The sequence below is a fragment of the Pontibacter kalidii genome (assembly GCF_026278245.1).
GTDB lineage: Bacteria > Bacteroidota > Bacteroidia > Cytophagales > Hymenobacteraceae > Pontibacter > Pontibacter kalidii.
In genome coordinates this window covers 3,949,435-3,970,226 of sequence record NZ_CP111079.1, presented here as the reverse complement: position 1 = coordinate 3,970,226, position 20,792 = coordinate 3,949,435, and the positions used below count along the sequence as shown (strand labels likewise).

The following is a 20,792-nucleotide window of genomic DNA, read 5'->3' as shown; positions in this document are numbered from 1 at the left end:
TTTTGCAGCGTTAACTGATACAGCAAAATCTAACTATGAAACCTAATCACAAAGGAAGCGCACAGCTTTTCAAGAACCCGATTCTGGAGAAGATGACCAGAACGCACATTGCCGTACCCATCACTATATTCTTGGTGATAGCCACGGGGCTGATCTACTATGGCATCACCCACGGGTTTATCAATATTTTTGAGGCGATCGGTTTCTTTTTCCTGGGCTGGTTTATCTTTACGCTGCTGGAGTACCTGGCACACCGCTATGTTTTCCATATGGACACCGACACGCCGCTGAAGGCGCGCCTGCAGTACCTGTTCCATGGCAACCACCACGAGTACCCGAAAGACAAGAAGCGCCTGGCCATGCCTCCGGTGGTGAGTATACTTTATGCTTCCGCTTTCTTTTTCATCTTTAAGGTGATCTTCGGCACGTTTGTGTTCGGCGTGGTGGCCGGCATGCTGTTTGGCTACGCCATGTACCTGCTGGTGCACTATGTGGTGCATGCGTACCCGCCGCCAAAAAATATCCTGAAGCAGCTCTGGATCAACCATAGCATCCATCATTACAAAGACCCTGAGGCAGCCTTTGGCGTGTCAACGCCGCTCTGGGACTATATCCTGGGCACCATGCCGAAGCGTGCTAACAAATAGAGAGCAGCAAAATATAGAACGCAGAAAAGGAGCCTTTATAGCTCCTTTTCTTTTGTGTGGCATTACCTGGTTTACCTTCTGAACTTGCGGAAAAGCCAGGTGACCAGCAGTACGATCAGCACGATAATGATCAGCGCTGCCCACATCCCGGCCTCAAAAATGTCTCCTATCACCTCGCAGCTACTCATAGTAAAGGTTAGTAGCACGAGTACTACCATCAGGTATGGTTTTATATTTTTCATTGTTTTTATACTTTAATCCATGCGCTGGCCTTAAGCAAATTGGCAACAGTACAGCCAGGGCTAAATATGATAGTATCGCCATTTATAGTTACTGTAAATCAGTAGAAAAGGTTAGCAGGAGGGCTGTACGGGAGTAGCGGAGCAAGTGTAAAATAAAAACAGGCACCCGGGTTTCGGGTGCCTGTTCTGTAGTATCAAGCCTTAGCGTAGCTTAGTTCTGCTTGCCTGTCTTCCACTCGTTGTATGCCGTAACAACAGCCGGAATCTCCAGTATCTCAAACTCCTTGTTCTCTATTCTGGCGGCCAGCTCGGGGTAGTCGGCAAAGTACTCGCCAGCCAGTTTCCGGAAGGTTCTATTGATGTTGATGCCGATGGCGCCAGAGGTGAAGTACATCCCCACCATGCTGGCCCCCTCCTCATCGGTACGCTTTGTAAAAAAGCTGATATCGTTCACGTTGTGGTTAAAGCCGCTGCGCTGGAAGCTCATCCTGGAGCCTGTTGCGTAGAGCGATACCGGCCCTTCCATCAGTTTCTGCGCCCAGGTCGGCTCTTTTCTCTTCTTGCCATTATACATCAGGTATATCGGCACGTATTCTGCCGAGTCTAACGTGAAGTAAATTTTGCTCAGTTCGCTGCTGCTGATCTTCTCGTTTTTAGAACCCGCCTCAGCCGCCCTGTACACGATGCTCTTTTCGCCAACCGATGAGGCCTTTACCAGGCCAGTAAGTTCCTTGCCATCGGCAAACAGCACTTTGGCCTGCTGGAAATCTTGTGCAAAAACGATGGTGCTGCAAAACAGCAAAACAAGTGTAAAGAGTGTTTTCATAATAGTATATGTTAAAGGTTATTAATGGGTTCAAATATATTAATTAAGTTATATATACTATTGTGCCGGTGCGGGATTTTTTTGGTGTCTTACTTCAGATCGCTTGTTGGGTTTGCACGCCAGGCAGCATGTTTATACTTGTAGCCTGTGGAGGCATGGCAGGTTTCATACTTTAAGCCGACGGGCAGCTATGGCGGCAGGCAACGGCAGGGCTTTCCTGGCCGGGTATAAAGTATAAAAATCAGTGCAAAAAAATAATCCCCGGCTTACGTGATGCAATTGGTGCTGAACCTTGTAGCTTTGTAATGTGAAAAGCCCTGTAAAATACATTCTGCTGCTCATCTCCGCGGTGCTTGCTTTTGCTAGCTCCAGCGAGGGCAATGGCGGAAGCGCGTTTTATACTTTGCCGCAGGCTGTTGAGGGGGAGTACTCCCCGGAGAGCTTGTCGGGCAACGAGCTGCACAAGTATGTGGGGCTACAGCGGGCAGAGGAGCAGGTTAATGTTCTGAATAACCTGCCGGCCCCACCTTCAAACAACCACATCAGTGGCTTTGCCGCCAACCCGTATGCCTTTGAGTTAAGAGTGCAGGCCATTGCCTCGCGGTATATCTTGTACTCAAAATGCATGCAGCGGAGCCTGACCATCGGCGACATTATCTTTCCTTCCCACTATTTTTGGTAATCCGTCTTATACTTCCTGACCTGGGCTGAGCACTCCTCAGCCAGTTAAAGCCGTATGGGCGCCAGCAAAAATGTTGCTGCGTGCGCTGCTATGGCATGTTTTGCATGTAAAGAAATATCAAAGATGGATTTAACAACAATAGTAATAGGATGCCTTGCCCTGGCGGTTTTCATTGTACCGATCATGTATCTCCAGCGCAAGCAGAAAGAGAAAACCGGGAAGGCTTCGGCCGAGTTCCTGGCCATGGGCGAGCAACAGCAAGTGAGGCTTGCAAAGTATGAGCTTTGGAACGACCGCTACGGCATTGGCCTCGATGAGGAGCAAAAGAAGCTGTTCTACCTGAGAAAAGATGATGCGCAGGAGCAAAAGCTGCTCCTAAACCTGGCCGACTTTAAAAAGTCCTCGGTAAGCAGTGCGAGCAGAGACGTCAACGGCACCAAGGTTTTCGACCTGATTGAACTTCGGCTTACTTCGCGCAACGCTAAGCATTCTGAACTGCGCCTGGAGGTTTATGACAAAGAGGTGAGCATTATGCTAAGCGGGGAACTGCAGCTCGCCGAGAAATGGAACACCCTAATCAACGCCAGTATCGCGGCAGCCACCCCGGCTGACCTAGCCTCTGAGAAGGCAGTTTCAGCTTAGCACAGCGCTTAATCCATACTTTAAAAAGGACCGGGAGCCATGCTTCCGGTCCTTTCTTGTTTATTACTTACCACAACTTTTTTTGATTGATATTTTCAAATTAATCGTTGAAAAATCTAATATCCGCGTATCGCGTATAGTTTATTGTTGTCTTATACAGGCTGTAAATATTTATACTATTCACTCCCTTTTGATCAATTCAGCGAACTATGCAAAAGAATACAGTCAGCAACTTAGACGCTAAGACTCTAAGTGCTTCTAAAGTAGAAGTTATCACTGGTGATAGGGTATATAAACTACTGTCAGATACAGCTTTTCTATCCGGCTGGACAAACCTGTATGAAGCTTGCCCATGGGCTACGGTTTTTCAGAGCAAAGAATTTGTAAGCGTATGGTATAAAGTATATGGCCAGGAACACATGCCAGTTGTGGTAAAAGAGGAGCTTAATGGTTGCCTTACAGGGCTTCTAACGCTGGCGAAGGATGTAAAAGGTTTGGGTGTTACGGCTGCAGGGGGATGGAGCGCATACTATCATACATGGCTTGTGGCTGATTATGGCGATAATGAATTTATAAAGAAGGCGTTAACGTTGATCAGGCAGAAGTTTCCCGGGCAAAAAATCACGTTTAAGTATATTCCTCCCCATACGCCTCTTGGTTGGTTAGTAGGAGGTACCTACTGGAGCAGGCGGCACATCATCCGCCCGTTCCTGCGGCCGGTGATGGACTTTGCAGCCCCCGATGTGGGGAAGCTCTTCAGCAAAAAACAGTTCAGGGAGGGCCGCAACCGCCTGAGTAGACTCGGCAACCTTACCTATGAGCAGGTTACGGATTATGATGCCTTCGTTTCCGTACTGGATGAGCTTGCCGACCAGTATGACTTCCGGAAAGCGGTGACACTGAATAAAACCCCGTTCAGAAAGAACCTGCAGAAAAAAGAGTTTCTAATAGCCCTCTACGAGCAAAACATCCTGCATGTAACTGTGCTAAGGGTGAACGGCCATATCGCTGCCTCACTTGTGGCTACCGAAGGCAAAAACAGGTGGCTTCACGGTGCCGGTATAAACACGCACTCTCCTCTTTATGGCAAGTATTCCCCGGGCTATTTGATCATGGTGATGCTCGGTCAGCATTTGTACGGGAAAGGGTACCAGGCCTTTGACCTAACCCCAGGAGGGCACGAGTATAAAGAAAGGTTAGCCAATGCACACGAACAGCTCTACGAGCTCTGCATCACAAGCCAATGGGATGCGGTGTCCACAAAGTTATACTATGACTACCTTAAGGAGGGGAGCAAGTTACTCTTCTCTGGTGCAGGCATTAACCTGAAGCACGTGAAGCGTTCTATTGATAAGAAGCTAAAGCTTGGGAAAGAAAAGCTTAAACTAGCCAGGCGTGGAAGTATAGGAGCCTTGGCTGATCGGGGCAGTAGGGTGGAAAGCAGTAGAGTCTTCAGGATAGAACTGGCTATAAGTAATGCTGCTGCTGGTGTCCTTGTAAAAGTTAACAGCCTGAGTGATCTCCTTGGTTTTGACGCTGGAGGAGGGGCTATCACACGCTGGGAGTTTCTAAAAGAGAGTGTGCAACGATTTGAGAATGGGGAGCAGGCGTATACTTGGGTAAAAAACGGACGATTGGCAGCCTGCGTGTGGATGTTGCTGGAAAACAAAAGTAAACAGGAAGGCGCAATTTTGCTGGACGGGATGTACTGCCATACAGATGCCCAGGAAGCGCTTCCTGAGTTTTTAACGGCTGTTACCACCCAGGTTCGGATAGGTAAAGAGAATCAGCCCATCTATGCCAGGGTGAGCGCCGCCGATAAAGCAATGATTGCCGCGCTACAGCAGGTACCTTTTGCTACAGAGGTTTCTGATGAGGTTTACTCTCATTAGGCCTAACTTGAAAGGTGGGTAGCGCCGGGTCTTGCGCTTTACCTGGACTCGAGGAGCTGCGTCAGCGCGTTGAGCGGATTTCTGTGGCCGGGGTGTGTTGCTTATCCTTGTATGCTGGAAATTGTTCTAAAGCCGTAGCATCGGCTTCGCTTTAGTTTTCATGCGACTAGAAGTAGTAACTCCAAAAATTAAATCATATCTGGCTGATTATACCACAGAAAAAACAAAACCCCAGGTATACCTGGGGTTTTGAGAGCTGTTTCAACGGATTAAAAGAAACCTACCGGTGATTTGTCATAAGAAATAAGCATGTTCTTCACTACTCGGTAGTGATCCAGAGCCATTTTATGGTTTTCACGACCGAATCCTGATTCTTTTACACCGCCGAACGGGGCATGAGCAGGATATGTGTGGTATTGATTTACCCATACTCTACCGGCTTGTATAGCTCTTGGTACCTGATAGAGCTCGTGTGCATCTCTACTCCATACGCCAGCACCTAAACCATAAGCAGTGTCATTGGCAATAGCAATAGCTTCTTCAGTAGACTTAAAAGTTGTTAAAGAAACTACCGGACCAAAGATTTCTTCCTGGAAAACGCGCATACCATTATTACCCTTCAGAACGGTTGGCTGAATATAATATCCTTCAGACAGTTCTCCTTCGTAATTACCTGGCTCTCCACCGGCCAGAACAGTAGCACCCTCTTCTTTGCCTATTTTAATGTAGTTGAGAATTTTATCAAATTGTGCTTTAGAAACCTGAGAACCAATCATTGTCTCAGGATCCAGGGGATTGCCGGTCTTTATCTTTTTCAAACGCTCTTGCATTCTTTCAATAAACACGTCGGCAATATCTTCATGCACAAGAATGCGCGTTGGAGCAGTACAGATTTCTCCCTGATTAAGGGCAAACATGAGGGCTCCTTCAACAGCTTTGTTGAAGAACTCATCATCCTTATCTGCCACAGACGGGAAGAATATATTAGGAGATTTGCCACCCAGTTCCATCGTCACAGGAATCACATTTTCCGCAGCATTGTGTAAAACTTTACGTCCGGTTGCTGTAGAACCTGTAAACGATAGCTTTGCTACACGCTTAGAGCTAGCCAAAGCTTCTCCTGCTTCGTTTCCAAAACCTGTCACAATGTTTAGCACACCTTTTGGTAAAATATCACCAATGAGCTCCATTAAGCACATTACGCTGGTTGGTGTTTGTTCTGCCGGTTTAACAACTGCTGTACAACCTGCTGCCAGTGCCGGAGCTATTTTCCAGGCTAACATCAGCATCGGGAAGTTCCACGGGATAATCTCACCCACTACACCAACAGGCTCATGCAAAACTATGCTTACTGTATTTTTGTCGTGCTCAGAAATACTTCCTTCATCTGCCCGAATAACGCCGGCAAAGTATCTGAAGTGATCAATGCAGTAAGGAATATCTGCTGCTCTGGCTTCGCGAATAGGCTTACCATTGTCAATGGTTTCTAGAGTAGCTAAATACTCAAAGTTATCTTCCATAACCTGCGCAATCCGTAACAACAGGTTGCTGCGCTCTGTAGCAGAAGTTGTGCTCCAGCTTGAGAAAGCTTCATGTGCTGCGTCTAAGGCAAGGTTCACATCTTCTTCTGTAGAGCGGGCGGCTTTAGTAAAAACTTTGCCATCTACAGGAGATACATTATCAAAATATTGTCCTTTTACCGGCGGCACAAATTCACCGTTAATAAAATTGCCGTACTTTTCTTTAAAAGTGGGCTTAGTTACATTTGCCATAATTACTGTTTGTGTTTCTAATTGAACTCGATACAAAGGTATGGCCATTGTCTTGAACCGAGGTTTTCAAAAAGAGTCAGATAATTATGATAAAAGGTCGTTTTTCGGATGGGGGTATTCAGACGGAAGCTGACTTGGAGAAGTCCTTCGGACTAAAACCAAACCTATTCTTGAAAGCCGTACTAAAGCTGGACAAGTTGTTATACCCGATCTCCATATAGATATCCGATGGACTCAGTTGGGTTTGCTCTAAAAGTAACTTTGCCTTTTGCAGGCGCTTTTCTATTAACCATTTGCCGGGGGTAACCTTATATTCATTAATGAAATGCCGCTTGAAGGTAGACAAACTCATATTGCATAAGAATGCTATTTCCTCCAGTTTTAGATCAGAGTAGATATAGCGCTCTACAATTTCTTTGAATGTAGAAGTTTCATCTACTATCAAGGATCTTAAATAAGACTTCATACCATTGCCATACTTGCCGATGAGATAAAGCATAATCTCTTCGAATTTTACAGATAGAAATTTGTCGGATAGCAAGGATGGATAATCGTTGATCGAAGACAGCGAATCCAAATAGGAAGTGATGTATTGGTCATTTTCTATAGTGAAAAAAGGCGCTTCCTTTCTATGTTCGAAGGGATCGAGTATGTGCTCCTGCAGAAAGTTCTTCAGAATCCTTTCTGAAAAGAAAAACAACTTACAATAGTAAATCCTTTCGGTATCTAACAACTCAGTCCATAGGCAATTCCCTTTTCTTATCAATAAAGACTGATCTTTATTTACGGCTACGGAGGTTCCGGCAAAGTGAACCTGCTTCTTACCTACCTGTAAAAAGCTGAACATATTCATTCTTAGATTCACCTTGGTCTTTAAGGTGTCGGTAGTCATCTTAAAATCGTGAACAAAAAGGTCCTGATTTTCTTTAGGCGTGCTAATGAATGTATCCGGTATGTTTTCTATAAGCATGAGGCTATATCTTCTTTGAGTAGAAGTGACAAAAGTAACACGGAAAAACTAAACTGTTTCCGCTTAGCAGTCTGTGTCCTGCTGAGAATGGGGGAACAATTGTAACTTAGAGATTAGGTCCCAGCCTAAGCTGCGTTTTTTCTTTGTCCGCAAATTTGATATAATTTACATGGCACTAGCTGAAGTAGGGGCAAGTGTACAAAGTAGCTCGAAGGAAGCTTTCCAGGAGCTATTTGAGGCGCAATGAAAGCGCTGCTTTTCTATATTTTTTAGAAGCTGTCTCATAAATAGGGATGATCTTTAGTTGTACGGTGTTTATTTGTCATGAAGTTGACGGATAAGCAATGGGAAAAGTTAAAGGATTTAATTCCTGATGGAGTAAAGAGGCCAGATGGCCGTGGCAGGCCCTGGAGAGATAAGCGGGAGGCGCTCGAGGGGATTCTCTGGATCTTGAAGACCGGGGCCCAATGGAGCCACTTGCCGCCCGTGTATCCTCCATACCAGACCTGCCACCGCAGGTTTCAACAGTGGCAGGAGCAGGGCGTGATGCAGCGGGTGGTGGAGGCGCTGGCCAGGGACCTTCACGAAAGAGGCGGTGTGGACCTGAGCGAGTGCTATATTGACGGCTCCTTCTGCATGGCCAAAAAGGGGGATCTTCTGTTGGCAAGACTAAACGAGGGAAGGGGACCAAGGTCATGGCAGTCACAGACGCTGGTGGTACTGTATTATCTGTCTCAGTCGAATCAGCATCTCCCCACGAGGTGAAACTAGTGGGAAAGGTGTTGGAGGAGCGATTCATTGAACCTTTGCCTGAGAGGCTCATTGGTGATAAAGCCTATGACTCTGATCCTCTGGATCAAGCGCTGCAGCAGAAAGGCATTGAAATGATCGCGCCTCACAGAGGCAACAGAAAAAAGAAGAAGACACAGGATGGCAGAAAGCTCCGCCGTTACAAGCGCAGATGGAAGGTAGAGCGCTTCTTTGCCTGGCTCTTCAATTACAGAAGATGCGTGACCAGGTATGAGTACAAAGTAGAAAACTACAAAGCTTTTATTTTGCTGGCGTGCATGTTAATTCTGCTGAAACCATTTATGAGATAGCTTCTAATATTTTAGGAACAGGCTGAAGGTTCGGAGCAACCACGTGTAAATCTTATGCTTTGAATGCTTACCACCACTATTTAATTAACAGTAAGCTGTTCGGGAAAACTACCAGATAGTTGATTTAGGTTGTTCCCGGCGGGGAAGGGCAGCCTGTTAACGGTTAATACTTTTCCACAAGTTAGATACTGGGGATCAAGCGGAATAGTTGTGGGGTAGCTCTTCTCAGGCATAGATGTTGGCTAGTCGGAAGAGGAAAAACGTTGTATCTCTGACTCCCCTGAAGGTGGCTCTGAAGGCTTTTACCTTAGCATTGAAGGATTCGGCCGAGGCATTGGTGCTGCGGTTATTGAAGAAATTGAGGATGTGCTCATAATGATTCTGTACCGACCGGGCCACCGTGCGAAAGGAGTCTATACCGGAGGCCTCCACTTCATTGTACCAGATGGCCAGGCGCTTGAATGCCTGCTGCTTGCTTTTGCAATAGGTAAAGATCTGGCCCAGCTCCATGGCCAGGTCATAGGCCCTGCCCAGCAGCGGATACCTGTAGAAGAGCATATCGGCTCTTTCCTTTTGGGAGGCGCTCCATCTGCTTCGGTGCTTGAAGAGCAGGTAGCGGCTGCGGGCCAGCAGCTGCTTCAACGTGTCCCCGTTAGATGGTACTTCCGCGTCAAAACGCTGCCTGCTCCTTTTCGCCTGCTCTAACCGCTGGTTTTCCTCATCCAGGGCTTGCCAGCGGTACTTGATACGAAGCTCCTGCACCGCTTCATAAGCCAGCTTCTGGACATGGAAACGGTCAATGACCCGGCAAGCTTTGGGAAAGCAGCCTCTCACAGCCTTGGCCATGTCCAGGGTCACCTCCCGGACTTTGGCTCTGGCCGTCTGGGGTATGCCTTCCAGCACTGTGATAATGTCTTCTGCCTGTGTGCCCCTGACCATCGCCACCAGCGCGCCTTTTCTGCCTTTAGCGGCTTTGTTGGTCAGGATGGTGTAGAGCTCTCCATTGGAGAGGGCTGTCTCATCAATGCTCAGCTCTTGGCCAACGTTCTGGGGAAAGCGCATCCAGTCGGAGGCGTGCTCCCGCTGCTCCCATTGGTGAAAGTGGCTGATGTGCTCCTTGTACTGCTCCTGGAGCTGTTTGCCGTCCAGGTGGAAGTAGCTGGCCAGTTGCCGGCAGCTGACGGGGGTGTTATCCAAGTGCTGCTTTTAAAAAAGCGGCGAATTCACTTGTCATTCGCGTTCCCTGTTGTACCAGTTTCCAGTCTCTGGTGATTACCTCTCCCGAGTCAGGTAAGTGCCAGCGGCGTCTTTTGATGCAGAGGGTGACCTGCTGGCCACGGATAGGGAAATCCTGCAGCTTAATCTCAGGCAGGAAACCTTTGGACTCAGAGCGCTGGCCATGATAAACTTCGGGGAGGAGGTTCTTCTCCTCCAACTGCAGCTGCAGGCCTGCCGGGCCTTGCAGGACATGTGTTACGTTGAAGTACTCCAGAATACCTTCTGGCAAGAGACAGCGGATAAGAGTGAGGTAAGGATCTTGCAAGGGAAAAGCGTGTGTGGTGAATTATACGCACGCAAAGCTGCTCTTTTTTTCACTGCCCCACAAGTTTTCGGATTGATCCGATACTGGGAAGGGGAATGCCACCGGAATTGAGAGGTGCAGCAGCAGAAAGAGCGTGCATTTGTATGCAAACAAAAAAGCCACTCATTTCTGAGTGGCTTTTGCTCCCCCTCCTGGGCTCGAACCAGGGACCCCCTGATTAACAGTCGTAATATTAGTTCTACACCTGATAATATCTGTTTTCCTATACTTGCCTTAGGGAGCAAAATAAGCTGTTTTTCTTGTCAACCAATGATACCCGGTAAGATGTATTTTCCGGATCCGTATGCAAATCGTATGCAAATGGCTTTCGGTGAACCTCAGGGACGCATGGTCGAGCTAGGGCAGGCACTATGGCGTCACTTCGGCCTGTGCTGCTTCCTCTCCAACACTAAAGTCCATCAGCTTGTCAGATATCTCCCGCTTCACGCTCTCCTCAAAACCGCTCCAGTAGTGCATGGTGGTTTTAATGTCGCTGTGCCCCAGGCTCTCCTGGATCATCTCCAGGCTTGCACCGTGCCGCACCGCGTTGGTGGCGTAGGAGTGCCTGGCCCAGTAGGTGGAGATGTCACCGGTCACACCCGCGGCCTTCGCTAGCGGTTTAATGTGCTGGTTTATATAGCGGGTGAAGTTCTTGACAGCCCTGTCCTGCTGTGTTGCATCCATTCCCTTGGAGAGTATAGGAAACACGTAGTTGTCCCGGCTCTTGTTCTTATTGCCGTACCTCTCTATCATAGACAGCGGAAAAAAGGACAGCGGCACGAGGATGGGCTTCTGATTTGCCTTCGAAGTGTCAGCCGTCTTGGCCCGTGTGAACACTAACCTATCCTCCTGCAGATCGCCGTACCTTAGGTTCGCGATGTCTTTTACGTTCATGCCGTTGCAGGCATAGCTAAAGAACCAGAAGTCCCGCGCCTTCACCTGATCGGGCACAAGGGGCTCAAACGAGAAGAGTTTCCCCAACTGCTCCTTGCCCAGCGCCTTCTTCAGGTTACGCCCTGCCGGGATCTGATACTTCCTTTTGCCAAAGGGGTACGTGTCTCTGATGATATCCCCCTCCTCAAGCGCCAGGTTGAAGATACACCGTAGTGGCCGCAAATAAATCCCCACGGTCGTTCGGCTCTTTCCCTTCGAGAGCATCCACCGTTCATACCGATTCAGGAAATCCACCGTAATGCTGTCAAAGAACAGGTTTTTGGTCTCCTTTCTTCCATGGCTGTTGACAAAAGCCAGGAGGCTTTTCAGGCTCAGGTCGTAATTGGAGGCAGTAGTGACTTTTCCCGCAGCCTGCAGCTTGCTGATGTAGCTCCGGTAGTGATAGGCAGCGTCGCCGTCTGCGTACTTCTCCCGGAAAAGCTCCCGCTCGAACTTCTCGAACGTAAATACCTTCATGCCATCCAGGATCTCATAGGCATGCTTCTCCTTGGCAATGAGTTCCAGCTTTAGGTCCTTAAAGTCGCCCCTTGGCTTCGGCGCCAGGTAGGAGCGCTCAAAGTCCTCTATGGTGAGGTCTATGCCCAGCGGGTAAAGTTTCTGCTTGCGCTGCTCACCGCTGCTCAGGTACACCCGAAGCTTGATGGGGTACAGACCGTTCCCTTTTGCTCTCCTCGTATCCTGGTAGATGTTTATGATGGGCTTCAACATAACGTTAACTATTTGGAGTATATACTGTCTTTAACCTCATTCTGGGTCTTTTTTCTTCCCGCCTCTACCCACTCGGTTAGCTCACCGCGGTCGAAGTACAGCTTGCTGCCCTGCTTTCGGAATGGCACCTCCCGGTTGCTCACCCGCTTGTAGAGGGTGGACACTGATATGTTCAGGTACGCAGCAGCTTCCTGGGCGCTCATCGGCTTGTCCGATGACGCATGCGATACGGCACAGGTGACGTTATGGATGGCTCTGAAGATTTCCTCAAGTATACCTTCCATTCTTTGCTGGCTTGAGTACAGTGTTTCAAAAGGGTTTTCCATTTTGCTGGTTAATAATGAGTTAGTGTTGATTTAAATTAAATACGGCTTAGAATCTCATTCTATTGATGAGTTCAACATCTCCGAGCAGTAGTTCTTCAGATTTTATCCAGGCTTTTACTAATTCCCCACCTAGTTCAACGGTTTCTATCATAGAACAAATGACCCAGATTGTTCCATATCTACCTTTAGATGAGGTTACCAGCACCTGATGATATTGGTACTGAGCATCTGAATTTCCTCGCATACCAATGTAATTTAACCTGTACGTGCTTATTAATTTAATACGGCTTGTTCCTCGCCTATGCGATGTTATATAAGGCAGTCTAAACGAAAAGGCCAAAGTCAGAATCTCAAAATATCCAATATTCTCCTGTATGCTCTTGTACTTTTCTACGTCGTCTATACCATGGAACTCCAGTGTTGCTATCATCATCTGTTCCCAATCCGTAAAATACTTCACCATTTAAGCGTTTTTGTTAAACATTAAACAATAAGAAACCACCCTTCTCGCTCCATGGCTGCGACAAGGCAATAACGTTCCGGTGGCCCCACGGCTATGGAGCCTGTAGTGATACCAGGAAAATCAGTGATTGAATTAAGACGTAACTATATTTATATATAGTAGTCTTTTTTGTGGTTGCATCCTATTATACTGATTTCAGAGGAAAATGTTACACCGTCCTTTTAGAATTTTGAGGCTCAAATTAAGGTGTTGATTACGAGTGTTTTAGGAAAATCCTGTCTTGTAGGTGCTATATGGGCAACAAAGGCGGGGTAAGCCCAGGGAAGGAATTACAGGTGGCCTGTGGCTATGACAGGAGCAGTTGCAAAACCTGGTGGGGGTGTAGCTAAGCCGGCACTCAGTAACTCCTATACTACCCACTAGCCCGGTAGTTATAGGTCCTCTGTCTTGCCGGATGCGGCTAGCTGCACCTGTGCTTAAAACTACCTATAACTGGTAGAGGGGTGGGGAAGAGCCAGGAAGGGCATCAAGGGCAAAGGTATAATTTGGCAGAGCCACACGTAAAGCTTGCGCAGCCTTATGCCACAACGGTAATAGTAGCTTGAACAGGCAAAGGCTACGCAAAGTACACCTGCAGGCCCTCCCGCTCCAGAGCGATGTCTATACTCTCCAGGACGGACCTGTAGTTAGGGTGGGAAGGGGCAGCCAGGTGGCGTTCCAAGTCAGTGATGGTAGTGGCACCTGAATCGCCGTCAAAGAACCGAAGCCAAAGTTCTCCCTCTCCGGCTTCCTGCTCCAGTTGCCGAAGCCCGATCAGTAGCTCCTGTGCATCGCCTGTCTGGTGAAATTCCTTAAAGAGGGCTTTTACTGCCTCAGTTTGTGATATCGCTCTTTCCATGTCGTAAGATAGCTTTTTTCTGGTATTCTTCATCCGGAAAATAAAGGCTTCCTTTTATGACCTACTCCAAAGTTTAAACTTGCACCAAGTATACTATTTTCCCTATCTTGTTGTACCTTGTCTGGTTTTACCGGTCCTATACCGAGAATACAACTTTTAGCTTACCCATGTCTGAAAACCACAAACGACAAATAGAACAACAACTCTGGAACATCGCCAACACCCTGCGCGGCAAGATGGATGCTGACGAGTTCCGGGATTATATACTTGGCTTTATCTTCTACAAATACCTGTCGGAGAAGATGGCGCTGTACGCCAATAAGATACTGGCAGAAGACGGCATCAAATACCACGATATAAACGAAGCCAGCGAAGAGGGGCAGGAGTACCTGGAAGCGATAAAGGAAGAGGCGCTGGCCAGCCTGGGTTACTTCCTGAAGCCGACCGAGCTATTTAGTGAACTGGCCCGCAAAGGCAACGCCAACAGCAAAGAGGAGGGGGCGAGCAATTTTATACTTGACGAGCTGACGCAGGTGCTCAGGCACATTGAGCAGAGCACCATGGGCACCGAGAGCGAGGACGACTTTAACAAGCTTTTCGAAGATCTGGACCTGACTTCTACCAAACTGGGCCGTACCGAAGCTGCCAAGAACGATTTGATAGCAAAGGTGCTGGGCCACCTGGACAAGATAGACTTTAAGCTGGAAGACACCGAGGCCGACGTACTGGGCGATGCCTACGAGTACCTGATCGGGCAGTTTGCGAGCGGCGCAGGCAAGAAGGCGGGAGAATTTTACACCCCGCAGGAGGTATCGAAGGTACTGGCCAAACTGGTGACCACCGGCAAGGACAAACTCAAGTCGGTGTATGACCCTACCTGCGGCTCGGGCTCGCTCTTGCTGCGCGTGGCCAAGGAGGTGAAGGAGGTGTCTACCTTCTATGGGCAGGAGCTCAACCGCACCACCTACAACCTAGCCCGTATGAACATGATCCTGCACGACGTGCACTTCCGGAAATTCGACATCCGGCAGGAGGACACGCTGGAGCACCCGCAGCACCTGGAGCACCGCTTCGAGGCCATAGTGGCGAACCCGCCGTTCTCGGCCAACTGGAGCGCCAGTCCGCTGCACCTCTCCGACGACCGCTTCAGCCAGTACGGCAAGCTGGCCCCAAGCTCGAAGGCCGACTTTGCCTTTGTGCAGCACATGATCCACCACCTGGCCGAGAACGGAACCATGGCCGTGGTGCTGCCGCATGGCGTGCTGTTCCGTGGCGCGGCCGAGGGGCACATCCGCCAGTACCTGATCGAGGACCGCAACTACCTGGATGCCGTGATCGGACTGCCAGCCAACATCTTCTACGGCACAAGTATACCTACCTGCATCCTGGTGTTCAAGAAGTGCCGTGAGCAGGCCGACAACATCCTGTTCATCGACGCCAGCCAGCACTACGAGAAGGCTAAGACGCAGCACTACCTGCGTGACACCGACATTGAGAAGATCATCACAACCTACCGCGAGCGCCGCTCTGAGGACAAGTATAGCTATGTGGCCAGCCTGGAGGAGGTGCGCGAGAACGACTACAATCTGAACATCCCGCGCTACGTGGACACCTTTGAGGAGGAGGAGCCGGTAGACCTGAACGAAGTAGCCGTCGCCCTTGCTCAGCTGGAAGACGAAATGCAGGCGACCGACAGCACCATTGCCGCCTACTGTGAGGAATTGGGTATAGCTAAACCGTTTTAACTATGGAAGCAACAGCAGAAATAACAGCAGCCGTGAAAAACGTGCCTGCGCTTCGCTTTCCGGAGTTTGAAGGGGAGTGGGTGAAAAAGAGTATTGGAAGTATAGCAGTTAAAGTTGGAAGTGGCAGCACTCCTTTAGGTGGTGAGAAAGCATATCAAGACACAGGTATACCGTTTATCAGAAGCCAGAATGTTAATGATGATAAACTTATACTTGGAAATGTTTCTTTCATTTCAGAAGAGATAAATGATAAGATGAAAGGAAGTATAGTTCGGGCAAACGATATGCTTCTGAACATTACTGGTGGCTCTATAGGAAGAAGTTGTGTTGTTCCCGATGATTTTATAGTTGGGAATGTAAACCAGCACGTTTGTATAATCAGACTGGATAAACAAAATAATCCAGCTTTTTTGCAGGCCCACTTGAGCTCTTATAATGGTCAGAAATCATTAGAGAGAAGCCAGGTAGGAAGTGGAAGAGAAGGTTTGAATTTTCAGAGTATAAGACTGATCAAATTTGCTTTCCCAACTATAGCCGAACAGCAAAAAATAGCTTCTTTCCTCTCGGCCGTTAATGACAAGCTCCAGCAGCTGAGCAAGAAGAAGGAGCTGTTGGAGAAGTATAAAAAAGGGGCGATGCAGCAGCTCTTCTCCCGGCAAATCCGCTTCAAGGACGACAACGGTCATGACTTTCCGGAGTGGGAGGAGAAGAGGCTAAAAGACGTTGCTAAGAGAGTAACAATCAAGAACAAAAAGGACGACATCAACTTTGTATTGACCAACTCTGCCACACAAGGTATAGTTAGCCAGCAGGACTACTTCGATAAAGACATTGCCAACCAAGAGAACCTGGAAGGCTACTATGTAGTGGACGTAGATGATTTTGTTTACAACCCGAGGATATCAACTGCCGCACCTGTTGGGCCGATCAAGAGGAACAAACTGGCTAAAGGTGTCATGTCGCCTCTCTATACAGTATTCCGCTTCGAGAAGCAGAACCTGGAGTTTCTGGAGTTCTTCTTTGAGACTACGGTTTGGCACAGGTATATGAAGAGCGTCGCCAATTACGGTGCACGACACGACAGGATGAGCATCACCAATGATGACCTTCTTGGTCTACCAATCCCTGTACCTTGTCAGGCAGAACAGCAGAAAATTACGGCGTTCTTATCAGCAATAGATAACAAATTATACTATACCAAAACTCAACTGGAGCAGGCGCAGCAGTTCAAGAAAGGCTTGCTGCAGCAGATGTTCGTGTAAGAGAAATAAATGATAAGCGAAGAAAAACTTAGTCACCTGCTGGGCCACACCAAGACGATCATCGATCATCAGCGGGAGCTGAAGAAAGCGCGGGGCGAGACGTTCAACGTGTTCTCCATCCTCAGCATGGAGCGCAGCGAGAACAAAACTCACTCTGTCTTTCTGGCCGAGCTGCTGAGCCCCAAAGGCTCCCACCTGAAGGGGAATGCTTTCCTGCGCCTCTTCCTGAAGGTGCTAAAGGAGGAGAGCATCGATGTCGCCACTGCCCAGGTAAAGGTAGAGCACTACATCGGTCTGCGTGACGACAAAGCCAAAACCGGCGGCCGCATAGACATCTACCTCTGGGACAAGAACGGAAATAGCATCTCGATTGAGAACAAGATAGACGCTGGCGACCAGAACGCACAGGTCGAACGCTACTGCAATTACAGGAAGGGGAGCAACAAAGTATACTACCTCACCCTGAAAGGCGCAGAGCCATCCGAGGCTAGTAAAGGCAAACTGCAGAACGGAGAAGACTTCCATACCATCTCCTACCGCGACCAGATACAGGAGTGGCTGGAGCGGTGCATTAAAGAGGCCGCCGAACAGCCCATACTTCGCGAGTCCATCAAACAATACAAGATCCTGATCCAAAAGCTTACCTCCACCATGGATAAAACGCACCAGAAGAACCTGAACGAGATCATGCTAAGTCATATCCGGGAGTCAGCTTACATAGCCGAGAACTTCGCTAAAGTCAGCGCGACCATAAAGGAGGGGGTAAGACGAAGTGTCCTGGAAAAGTTAAAGGAGCGCTTTGGAGCTACCCTTACTATGGCAGCAGGTAGAGACATAAATGATCGTTACTCCCAGATCTGGATAAAGTTGAAAGGGATGGAGAAGCGTAAAATGTTTTTTGGCTTAGAGTCCTTCAGCGGTCAGGGGCATAAAGGGGGAGTGCTGTTTATCGGGGTTTATAATAACAGCAATAAGAAAAACGAATACACAGAAAAAAGCGAGCGTTTCACCAGCAACTGGTATAATTTAAAAGAGCTGCCCAACTATGACGGGTACGTGCTGAATTTTGGGAACCCTGACACCCTTCAGAAGCTACACGCCGACGCCAGCTTTAAGGAAAATCTCGTCGACCACATCGTGAACGAGGTAGGGGTCTATCTTGAACAGCATGCCGACCTATTACGTGCCTATCTTGAATCTGAAAACTAAGATATGGGAACGCAACCGGAACAAGTACTCGAAGACAACTTAATAAAGCAGCTGCAGGGGCTGGGCTACAGCTACGTCGCCATCAAAGACGAGCGCGACCTCCTGGCCAATCTGAAAACCCAGCTAGAGAAGCACAACGGGGTTACGCTGACCGAGAAGGAGTTCGAGCGCGTCCTGAACCACCTCAACAAAGGCAACGTGTTTGACCGCGCCAAGATTCTGCGCGACCGCATGCAGCTGACCAAGGACGACGGCACGAGCGCGTACCTGGAGTTCCTGCAGCAGGAGCACTGGTGCCAGAACCTCTTCCAGGTAACCCAGCAGGTAACGATGGAGGGCACCTACAAGAACCGCTACGACGTGACCCTACTGGTGAACGGCCTGCCCCTGGTGCAGATCGAATTGAAACGGCGCGGCCTGGAACTGAAAGAGGCCTTCAACCAGGTAAACCGCTACCACCGGCACTCCTTTAGCTCGTCCTACGGCCTGTTCCAGTACGTGCAGCTGTTTGTCATCAGCAACGGCGTCAACACCAAGTACTACGCCAACAACCGCCACCAGTCCTTCAAGCAAACCTTCTACTGGGCCGACAAGGATAACAGGCTCATCACCCAGCTGGAGGCCTTCACCAAGGCTTTCCTGGAGCCCTGCCACATGGCCAAGATGGTCACCAAGTACATCGTGCTCAACCAGACGCACAAGATCCTGATGGCGCTGCGCCCTTACCAGTTCTACGCCACCGAAGCTATCATCGACAAAGTAAAAAACTCGGATAAGAACGGCTACATCTGGCACACCACCGGCTCCGGCAAGACGCTCACCTCCTTCAAGGCCAGCCAGATCCTGATGCAGCTGCCCAAGGTGCACAAGGTCCTGTTCGTGGTGGACCGCAAGGACCTGGACTACCAGACCACCAAAGAATTCAACAGCTTCTCGGCCGGAAGCATCGACGGCACCGACGACACCCGCGCCCTGGTGGGGCAACTCGCCGGCGACACCAAGCTCATCGTCACCACCATCCAGAAGCTCAACAACGCCATCGGTACTGCCCGCTACTCCGGAAAGCTGGAGCATCTCCGGGAAGAGCGCGTGGTGTTCATCTTCGACGAGTGCCACCGCAGCCAGTTCGGCGAGACGCACAACCGCATCAAGGGCTTCTTCACCAAGGCGCAACTGTTCGGCTTCACCGGCACCCCGATCTTTGCCGAGAACGTGATCAAGAACGACCTGGGCAAGCGCACCACTAGAGATTTGTTTGACGAGTGCCTGCACAAGTACCTGATCACCGACGCCATCAAGGACGAGAACGTGCTCAAGTTCTCCGTGGAGTACGTGGGCCGCTATAGGGAGAAGGAAGGCAGCAATACCGAGATTGACATTGAGGTGGAGGACATCGACACCAAAGAGCTGCTGGAGGCTCCGCAGCGCCTGGAGAAGATCGTGGACTACATCATCGAGCACCACCCCCGCAAAACGCACGGCAGGGAGCTGACCGGCATGTTCTGCGTGGGCAGCGTAGAGACGCTCATCGCCTATTACGAGCTGTTCCAGCAGCGCAAGGCAGAGGGCAGACACAACCTGAAAATCGGCACCATCTTCAGTTTTACTTCCAATGAGCAGGACAGGGAGGCCACCGGTATACTTCCGGACTATGACGAGGAGGTGCTGACGGCCGCAGAGCCCAAGCTAGCTTACGTGGCCAACAGCCACACCCGCGAGAAGCTGGACGCCTTCATCGCCGATTACAACACGATGTTCGGCACCAAGTTCTCCACCAAGGATAACCAAGGTTTCTACAACTACTACAACGACCTGTCGAAGCGGGTGAAGAACAAGGAGGTGGACATCCTGCTGGTGGTGAACATGTTCCTCACGGGCTTTGACTCGCCGCCGCTCAACACGCTCTACGTCGATAAGAACCTGAAGTACCACGGCCTGATACAGGCCTTCAGCCGCACCAACAGGCTCTACACCGAGCAGAAGTCGCAGGGCAACATCGTTGTCTTCCGCAACCTCAAGCAGGCCACCGACGAGGCCATCACGCTTTTCTCGAACAAGGAGGCGAAGGATACGATCCTGATGGCGCCGTACGAGGAGTATGTGGCCAAGTTCAACATGGCCTTTGCCGAGCTGCTGAAAGTGGCGCCCACCGTGGGCAGCGTGGACAGCCTCCCGAGCGAGGAGGAGGAGCTGGCGTTCATCAAGGCCTTCCGTGAGCTGATGCGCCTCAAGAACGTGCTCACCACCTTCGTCGACTTTAGCTTCAGCGATCTGGCCATGGCCGAGCAAAGCTTCGAGGACTACAAGAGCAAGTACCTGGACTTCTACGACAAGGTGAAGACCGGTACTGTGAAGGAGAAGGAGTCGATCCTGGACGACGTGGACTTTGAGCTGGAGCTCATCCACCGCGACGAGATCAACGTGGCCTACATCCTCAAGCTGCTGGCCAGGCTGAAGACCGCCAGCCAGGAGGAGCAGGAGCGCCAGAAGCAGCAGATCATCGACACGCTCACCGGCGAGGCCACCCTGCGCAGCAAGCGCGAGCTGATCCGCAAGTTCATCGAAGAGAACCTGCCGCACATCGAGGACATCGACGACATCCCGGAGCAGTTCGAGAGCTTCTGGGCCCGCGAGCAGCAGCTAGCCTTCCATGCCATGGCCGCTGAGGAAAAGCTAGACCCGGTGAAGCTACAAGCCGTGCTGGGCAACTACCTGTTCACCGAGCGCAAACCACTGCGCGACGAGGTGCTGGACATGCTTCCGGCCAGGCCAAAGCTGCTGGAGCGCAAGCCGATCGCCGAGCGCATCACCGCCAGGATGATCGGCTTTGTGGAGACGTTTATCAGTGGAATGGGACTGAGGGGATAGGGTT

At 49.6% G+C, this 20,792-nt stretch carries 19 protein-coding genes; 9 read left to right on the top strand and 10 right to left on the bottom strand.

The window, feature by feature from the left end; translation table 11 throughout:
• Nucleotides 1–35 precede the first annotated feature (35 nt).
• Entirely contained in the window at nt 36–647 is a 612-nt protein-coding gene (locus OH144_RS16575) for a sterol desaturase family protein (RefSeq protein WP_266203388.1), read from the top strand.
• Nucleotides 648–718: 71 nt separating this feature from the next.
• Here the strand turns inward: OH144_RS16575 and OH144_RS16570 are convergent, their stop codons facing one another.
• Nucleotides 719–889 carry a hypothetical protein gene (locus tag OH144_RS16570; RefSeq protein WP_266203387.1) on the bottom strand — a complete coding sequence of 57 codons (171 nt, stop codon included), beginning with the start codon at nt 887–889 and terminating at the stop codon, nt 719–721.
• A 211-nt stretch (nt 890–1,100) separates the two neighbouring features.
• Nucleotides 1,101–1,715: a hypothetical protein gene (locus OH144_RS16565; protein WP_266203386.1), complete on the bottom strand. Its 615-nt coding sequence runs from the start codon at nt 1,713–1,715 to the stop codon at nt 1,101–1,103.
• Nucleotides 1,716–2,022: 307 nt separating this feature from the next.
• Here OH144_RS16565 and OH144_RS16560 point away from each other — a divergent pair, with 307 nt between their 5' ends.
• From OH144_RS16560 to OH144_RS16550, 3 genes are all read left to right on the top strand, one after another.
• Nucleotides 2,023–2,397: a hypothetical protein gene (locus OH144_RS16560; protein ID WP_266203385.1), complete on the top strand. Its 375-nt coding sequence runs from the start codon at nt 2,023–2,025 to the stop codon at nt 2,395–2,397.
• Nucleotides 2,398–2,520: 123 nt separating this feature from the next.
• A complete protein-coding gene (locus tag OH144_RS16555) occupies nt 2,521–3,039 on the top strand; it encodes a hypothetical protein (protein ID WP_266203384.1) in 519 nt (172 codons plus the stop codon).
• 209 nt (nt 3,040–3,248) lie between these two features.
• On the top strand, nt 3,249–4,931 hold the full coding sequence (locus OH144_RS16550; RefSeq protein WP_266203383.1) for a GNAT family N-acetyltransferase: 1,683 nt from the start codon (nt 3,249–3,251) through the stop codon (nt 4,929–4,931).
• A 269-nt stretch (nt 4,932–5,200) separates the two neighbouring features.
• Here OH144_RS16550 and OH144_RS16545 read toward each other — a convergent pair whose 3' ends face one another.
• Nucleotides 5,201–6,703, bottom strand: a complete 1,503-nt coding sequence (locus tag OH144_RS16545; protein ID WP_266203382.1) for an aldehyde dehydrogenase family protein — start codon at nt 6,701–6,703, stop codon at nt 5,201–5,203.
• Between the two features lie 118 nt (nt 6,704–6,821).
• Nucleotides 6,822–7,673, bottom strand: a complete 852-nt coding sequence (locus OH144_RS16540) for a helix-turn-helix domain-containing protein (protein WP_266203381.1) — start codon at nt 7,671–7,673, stop codon at nt 6,822–6,824.
• 324 nt (nt 7,674–7,997) lie between these two features.
• Between OH144_RS16540 and OH144_RS16535 the strand changes: the two genes are divergently transcribed.
• Nucleotides 7,998–8,773, top strand: a protein-coding gene (locus OH144_RS16535) for an IS5 family transposase (protein ID WP_266203380.1) whose coding sequence is annotated in 2 segments (ribosomal slippage) — nt 7,998–8,325 and nt 8,325–8,773 — 777 coding nt in all. Because the reading frame shifts where the segments join, the coding sequence is not laid out codon by codon here.
• Between the two features lie 225 nt (nt 8,774–8,998).
• Here the strand turns inward: OH144_RS16535 and OH144_RS16530 are convergent.
• From OH144_RS16530 to OH144_RS16505, 6 genes are all read right to left on the bottom strand, one after another.
• On the bottom strand, nt 8,999–9,970 hold the full coding sequence (locus tag OH144_RS16530) for an ISAon1 family transposase (RefSeq protein WP_323134741.1): 972 nt from the start codon (nt 9,968–9,970) through the stop codon (nt 8,999–9,001).
• Complete coding sequence (locus OH144_RS16525; RefSeq protein ID WP_456107239.1) at nt 9,963–10,316, bottom strand: ISAon1 family transposase N-terminal region protein; 354 nt, start codon at nt 10,314–10,316, stop codon at nt 9,963–9,965. Before OH144_RS16525 ends, OH144_RS16530 begins: the two co-directional genes overlap by 8 nt.
• 408 nt (nt 10,317–10,724) lie before the next feature.
• On the bottom strand, nt 10,725–12,017 hold the full coding sequence (locus tag OH144_RS16520; protein ID WP_266203379.1) for a tyrosine-type recombinase/integrase: 1,293 nt from the start codon (nt 12,015–12,017) through the stop codon (nt 10,725–10,727).
• Between the two features lie 8 nt (nt 12,018–12,025).
• Nucleotides 12,026–12,301, bottom strand: coding sequence for a helix-turn-helix domain-containing protein (locus tag OH144_RS16515; RefSeq protein WP_266203378.1), 276 nt, complete (start codon nt 12,299–12,301; stop codon nt 12,026–12,028).
• A gap of 88 nt (nt 12,302–12,389) precedes the next feature.
• A complete protein-coding gene (locus OH144_RS16510) occupies nt 12,390–12,806 on the bottom strand; it encodes a hypothetical protein (protein ID WP_266203377.1) in 417 nt (138 codons plus the stop codon).
• Between the two features lie 616 nt (nt 12,807–13,422).
• On the bottom strand, nt 13,423–13,704 hold the full coding sequence (locus tag OH144_RS16505) for a hypothetical protein (protein WP_266203376.1): 282 nt from the start codon (nt 13,702–13,704) through the stop codon (nt 13,423–13,425).
• A gap of 167 nt (nt 13,705–13,871) precedes the next feature.
• On the opposite strand from OH144_RS16505, the gene OH144_RS16500 reads away from it, so the two are divergent.
• The 4 genes from OH144_RS16500 to OH144_RS16485 are packed head-to-tail and all read left to right on the top strand — an operon-like array spanning nt 13,872 to nt 20,788.
• Complete coding sequence (locus OH144_RS16500; RefSeq protein ID WP_266203375.1) at nt 13,872–15,449, top strand: type I restriction-modification system subunit M; 1,578 nt, start codon at nt 13,872–13,874, stop codon at nt 15,447–15,449.
• Nucleotides 15,450–15,451: 2 nt separating this feature from the next.
• Complete coding sequence (locus tag OH144_RS16495; protein WP_266203374.1) at nt 15,452–16,711, top strand: restriction endonuclease subunit S; 1,260 nt, start codon at nt 15,452–15,454, stop codon at nt 16,709–16,711.
• A gap of 9 nt (nt 16,712–16,720) precedes the next feature.
• Complete coding sequence (locus OH144_RS16490; protein ID WP_266203373.1) at nt 16,721–17,920, top strand: PDDEXK-like family protein; 1,200 nt, start codon at nt 16,721–16,723, stop codon at nt 17,918–17,920.
• Between the two features lie 3 nt (nt 17,921–17,923).
• Nucleotides 17,924–20,788 carry a type I restriction endonuclease subunit R gene (locus OH144_RS16485; protein ID WP_266203372.1) on the top strand — a complete coding sequence of 955 codons (2,865 nt, stop codon included), beginning with the start codon at nt 17,924–17,926 and terminating at the stop codon, nt 20,786–20,788.
• The last annotated feature ends 4 nt before the right edge of the window (nt 20,789–20,792 follow it).

Bases quoted from the DNA above. Each gene is read 5' to 3' on its own strand.
- OH144_RS16545 (WP_266203382.1), bottom strand. From the start codon at position 6,703: ATGGCAAATGTAACTAAGCCCACTTTTAAAGAAAAGTACGGCAATTTT.
- OH144_RS16570 (WP_266203387.1), bottom strand. From the start codon at position 889: ATGAAAAATATAAAACCATACCTGATGGTAGTACTCGTGCTACTAACC.
- OH144_RS16550 (WP_266203383.1), top strand. From the start codon at position 3,249: ATGCAAAAGAATACAGTCAGCAACTTAGACGCTAAGACTCTAAGTGCT.
- OH144_RS16490 (WP_266203373.1), top strand. From the start codon at position 16,721: ATGATAAGCGAAGAAAAACTTAGTCACCTGCTGGGCCACACCAAGACG.
- OH144_RS16495 (WP_266203374.1), top strand. From the start codon at position 15,452: ATGGAAGCAACAGCAGAAATAACAGCAGCCGTGAAAAACGTGCCTGCG.
- OH144_RS16505 (WP_266203376.1), bottom strand. From the start codon at position 13,704: ATGGAAAGAGCGATATCACAAACTGAGGCAGTAAAAGCCCTCTTTAAG.
- OH144_RS16515 (WP_266203378.1), bottom strand. From the start codon at position 12,301: ATGGAAGGTATACTTGAGGAAATCTTCAGAGCCATCCATAACGTCACC.
- OH144_RS16510 (WP_266203377.1), bottom strand. From the start codon at position 12,806: ATGGTGAAGTATTTTACGGATTGGGAACAGATGATGATAGCAACACTG.
- OH144_RS16520 (WP_266203379.1), bottom strand. From the start codon at position 12,017: ATGTTGAAGCCCATCATAAACATCTACCAGGATACGAGGAGAGCAAAA.
- OH144_RS16485 (WP_266203372.1), top strand. From the start codon at position 17,924: ATGGGAACGCAACCGGAACAAGTACTCGAAGACAACTTAATAAAGCAG.
- OH144_RS16555 (WP_266203384.1), top strand. From the start codon at position 2,521: ATGGATTTAACAACAATAGTAATAGGATGCCTTGCCCTGGCGGTTTTC.
- OH144_RS16575 (WP_266203388.1), top strand. From the start codon at position 36: ATGAAACCTAATCACAAAGGAAGCGCACAGCTTTTCAAGAACCCGATT.
- OH144_RS16500 (WP_266203375.1), top strand. From the start codon at position 13,872: ATGTCTGAAAACCACAAACGACAAATAGAACAACAACTCTGGAACATC.
- OH144_RS16540 (WP_266203381.1), bottom strand. From the start codon at position 7,673: ATGCTTATAGAAAACATACCGGATACATTCATTAGCACGCCTAAAGAA.
- OH144_RS16565 (WP_266203386.1), bottom strand. From the start codon at position 1,715: ATGAAAACACTCTTTACACTTGTTTTGCTGTTTTGCAGCACCATCGTT.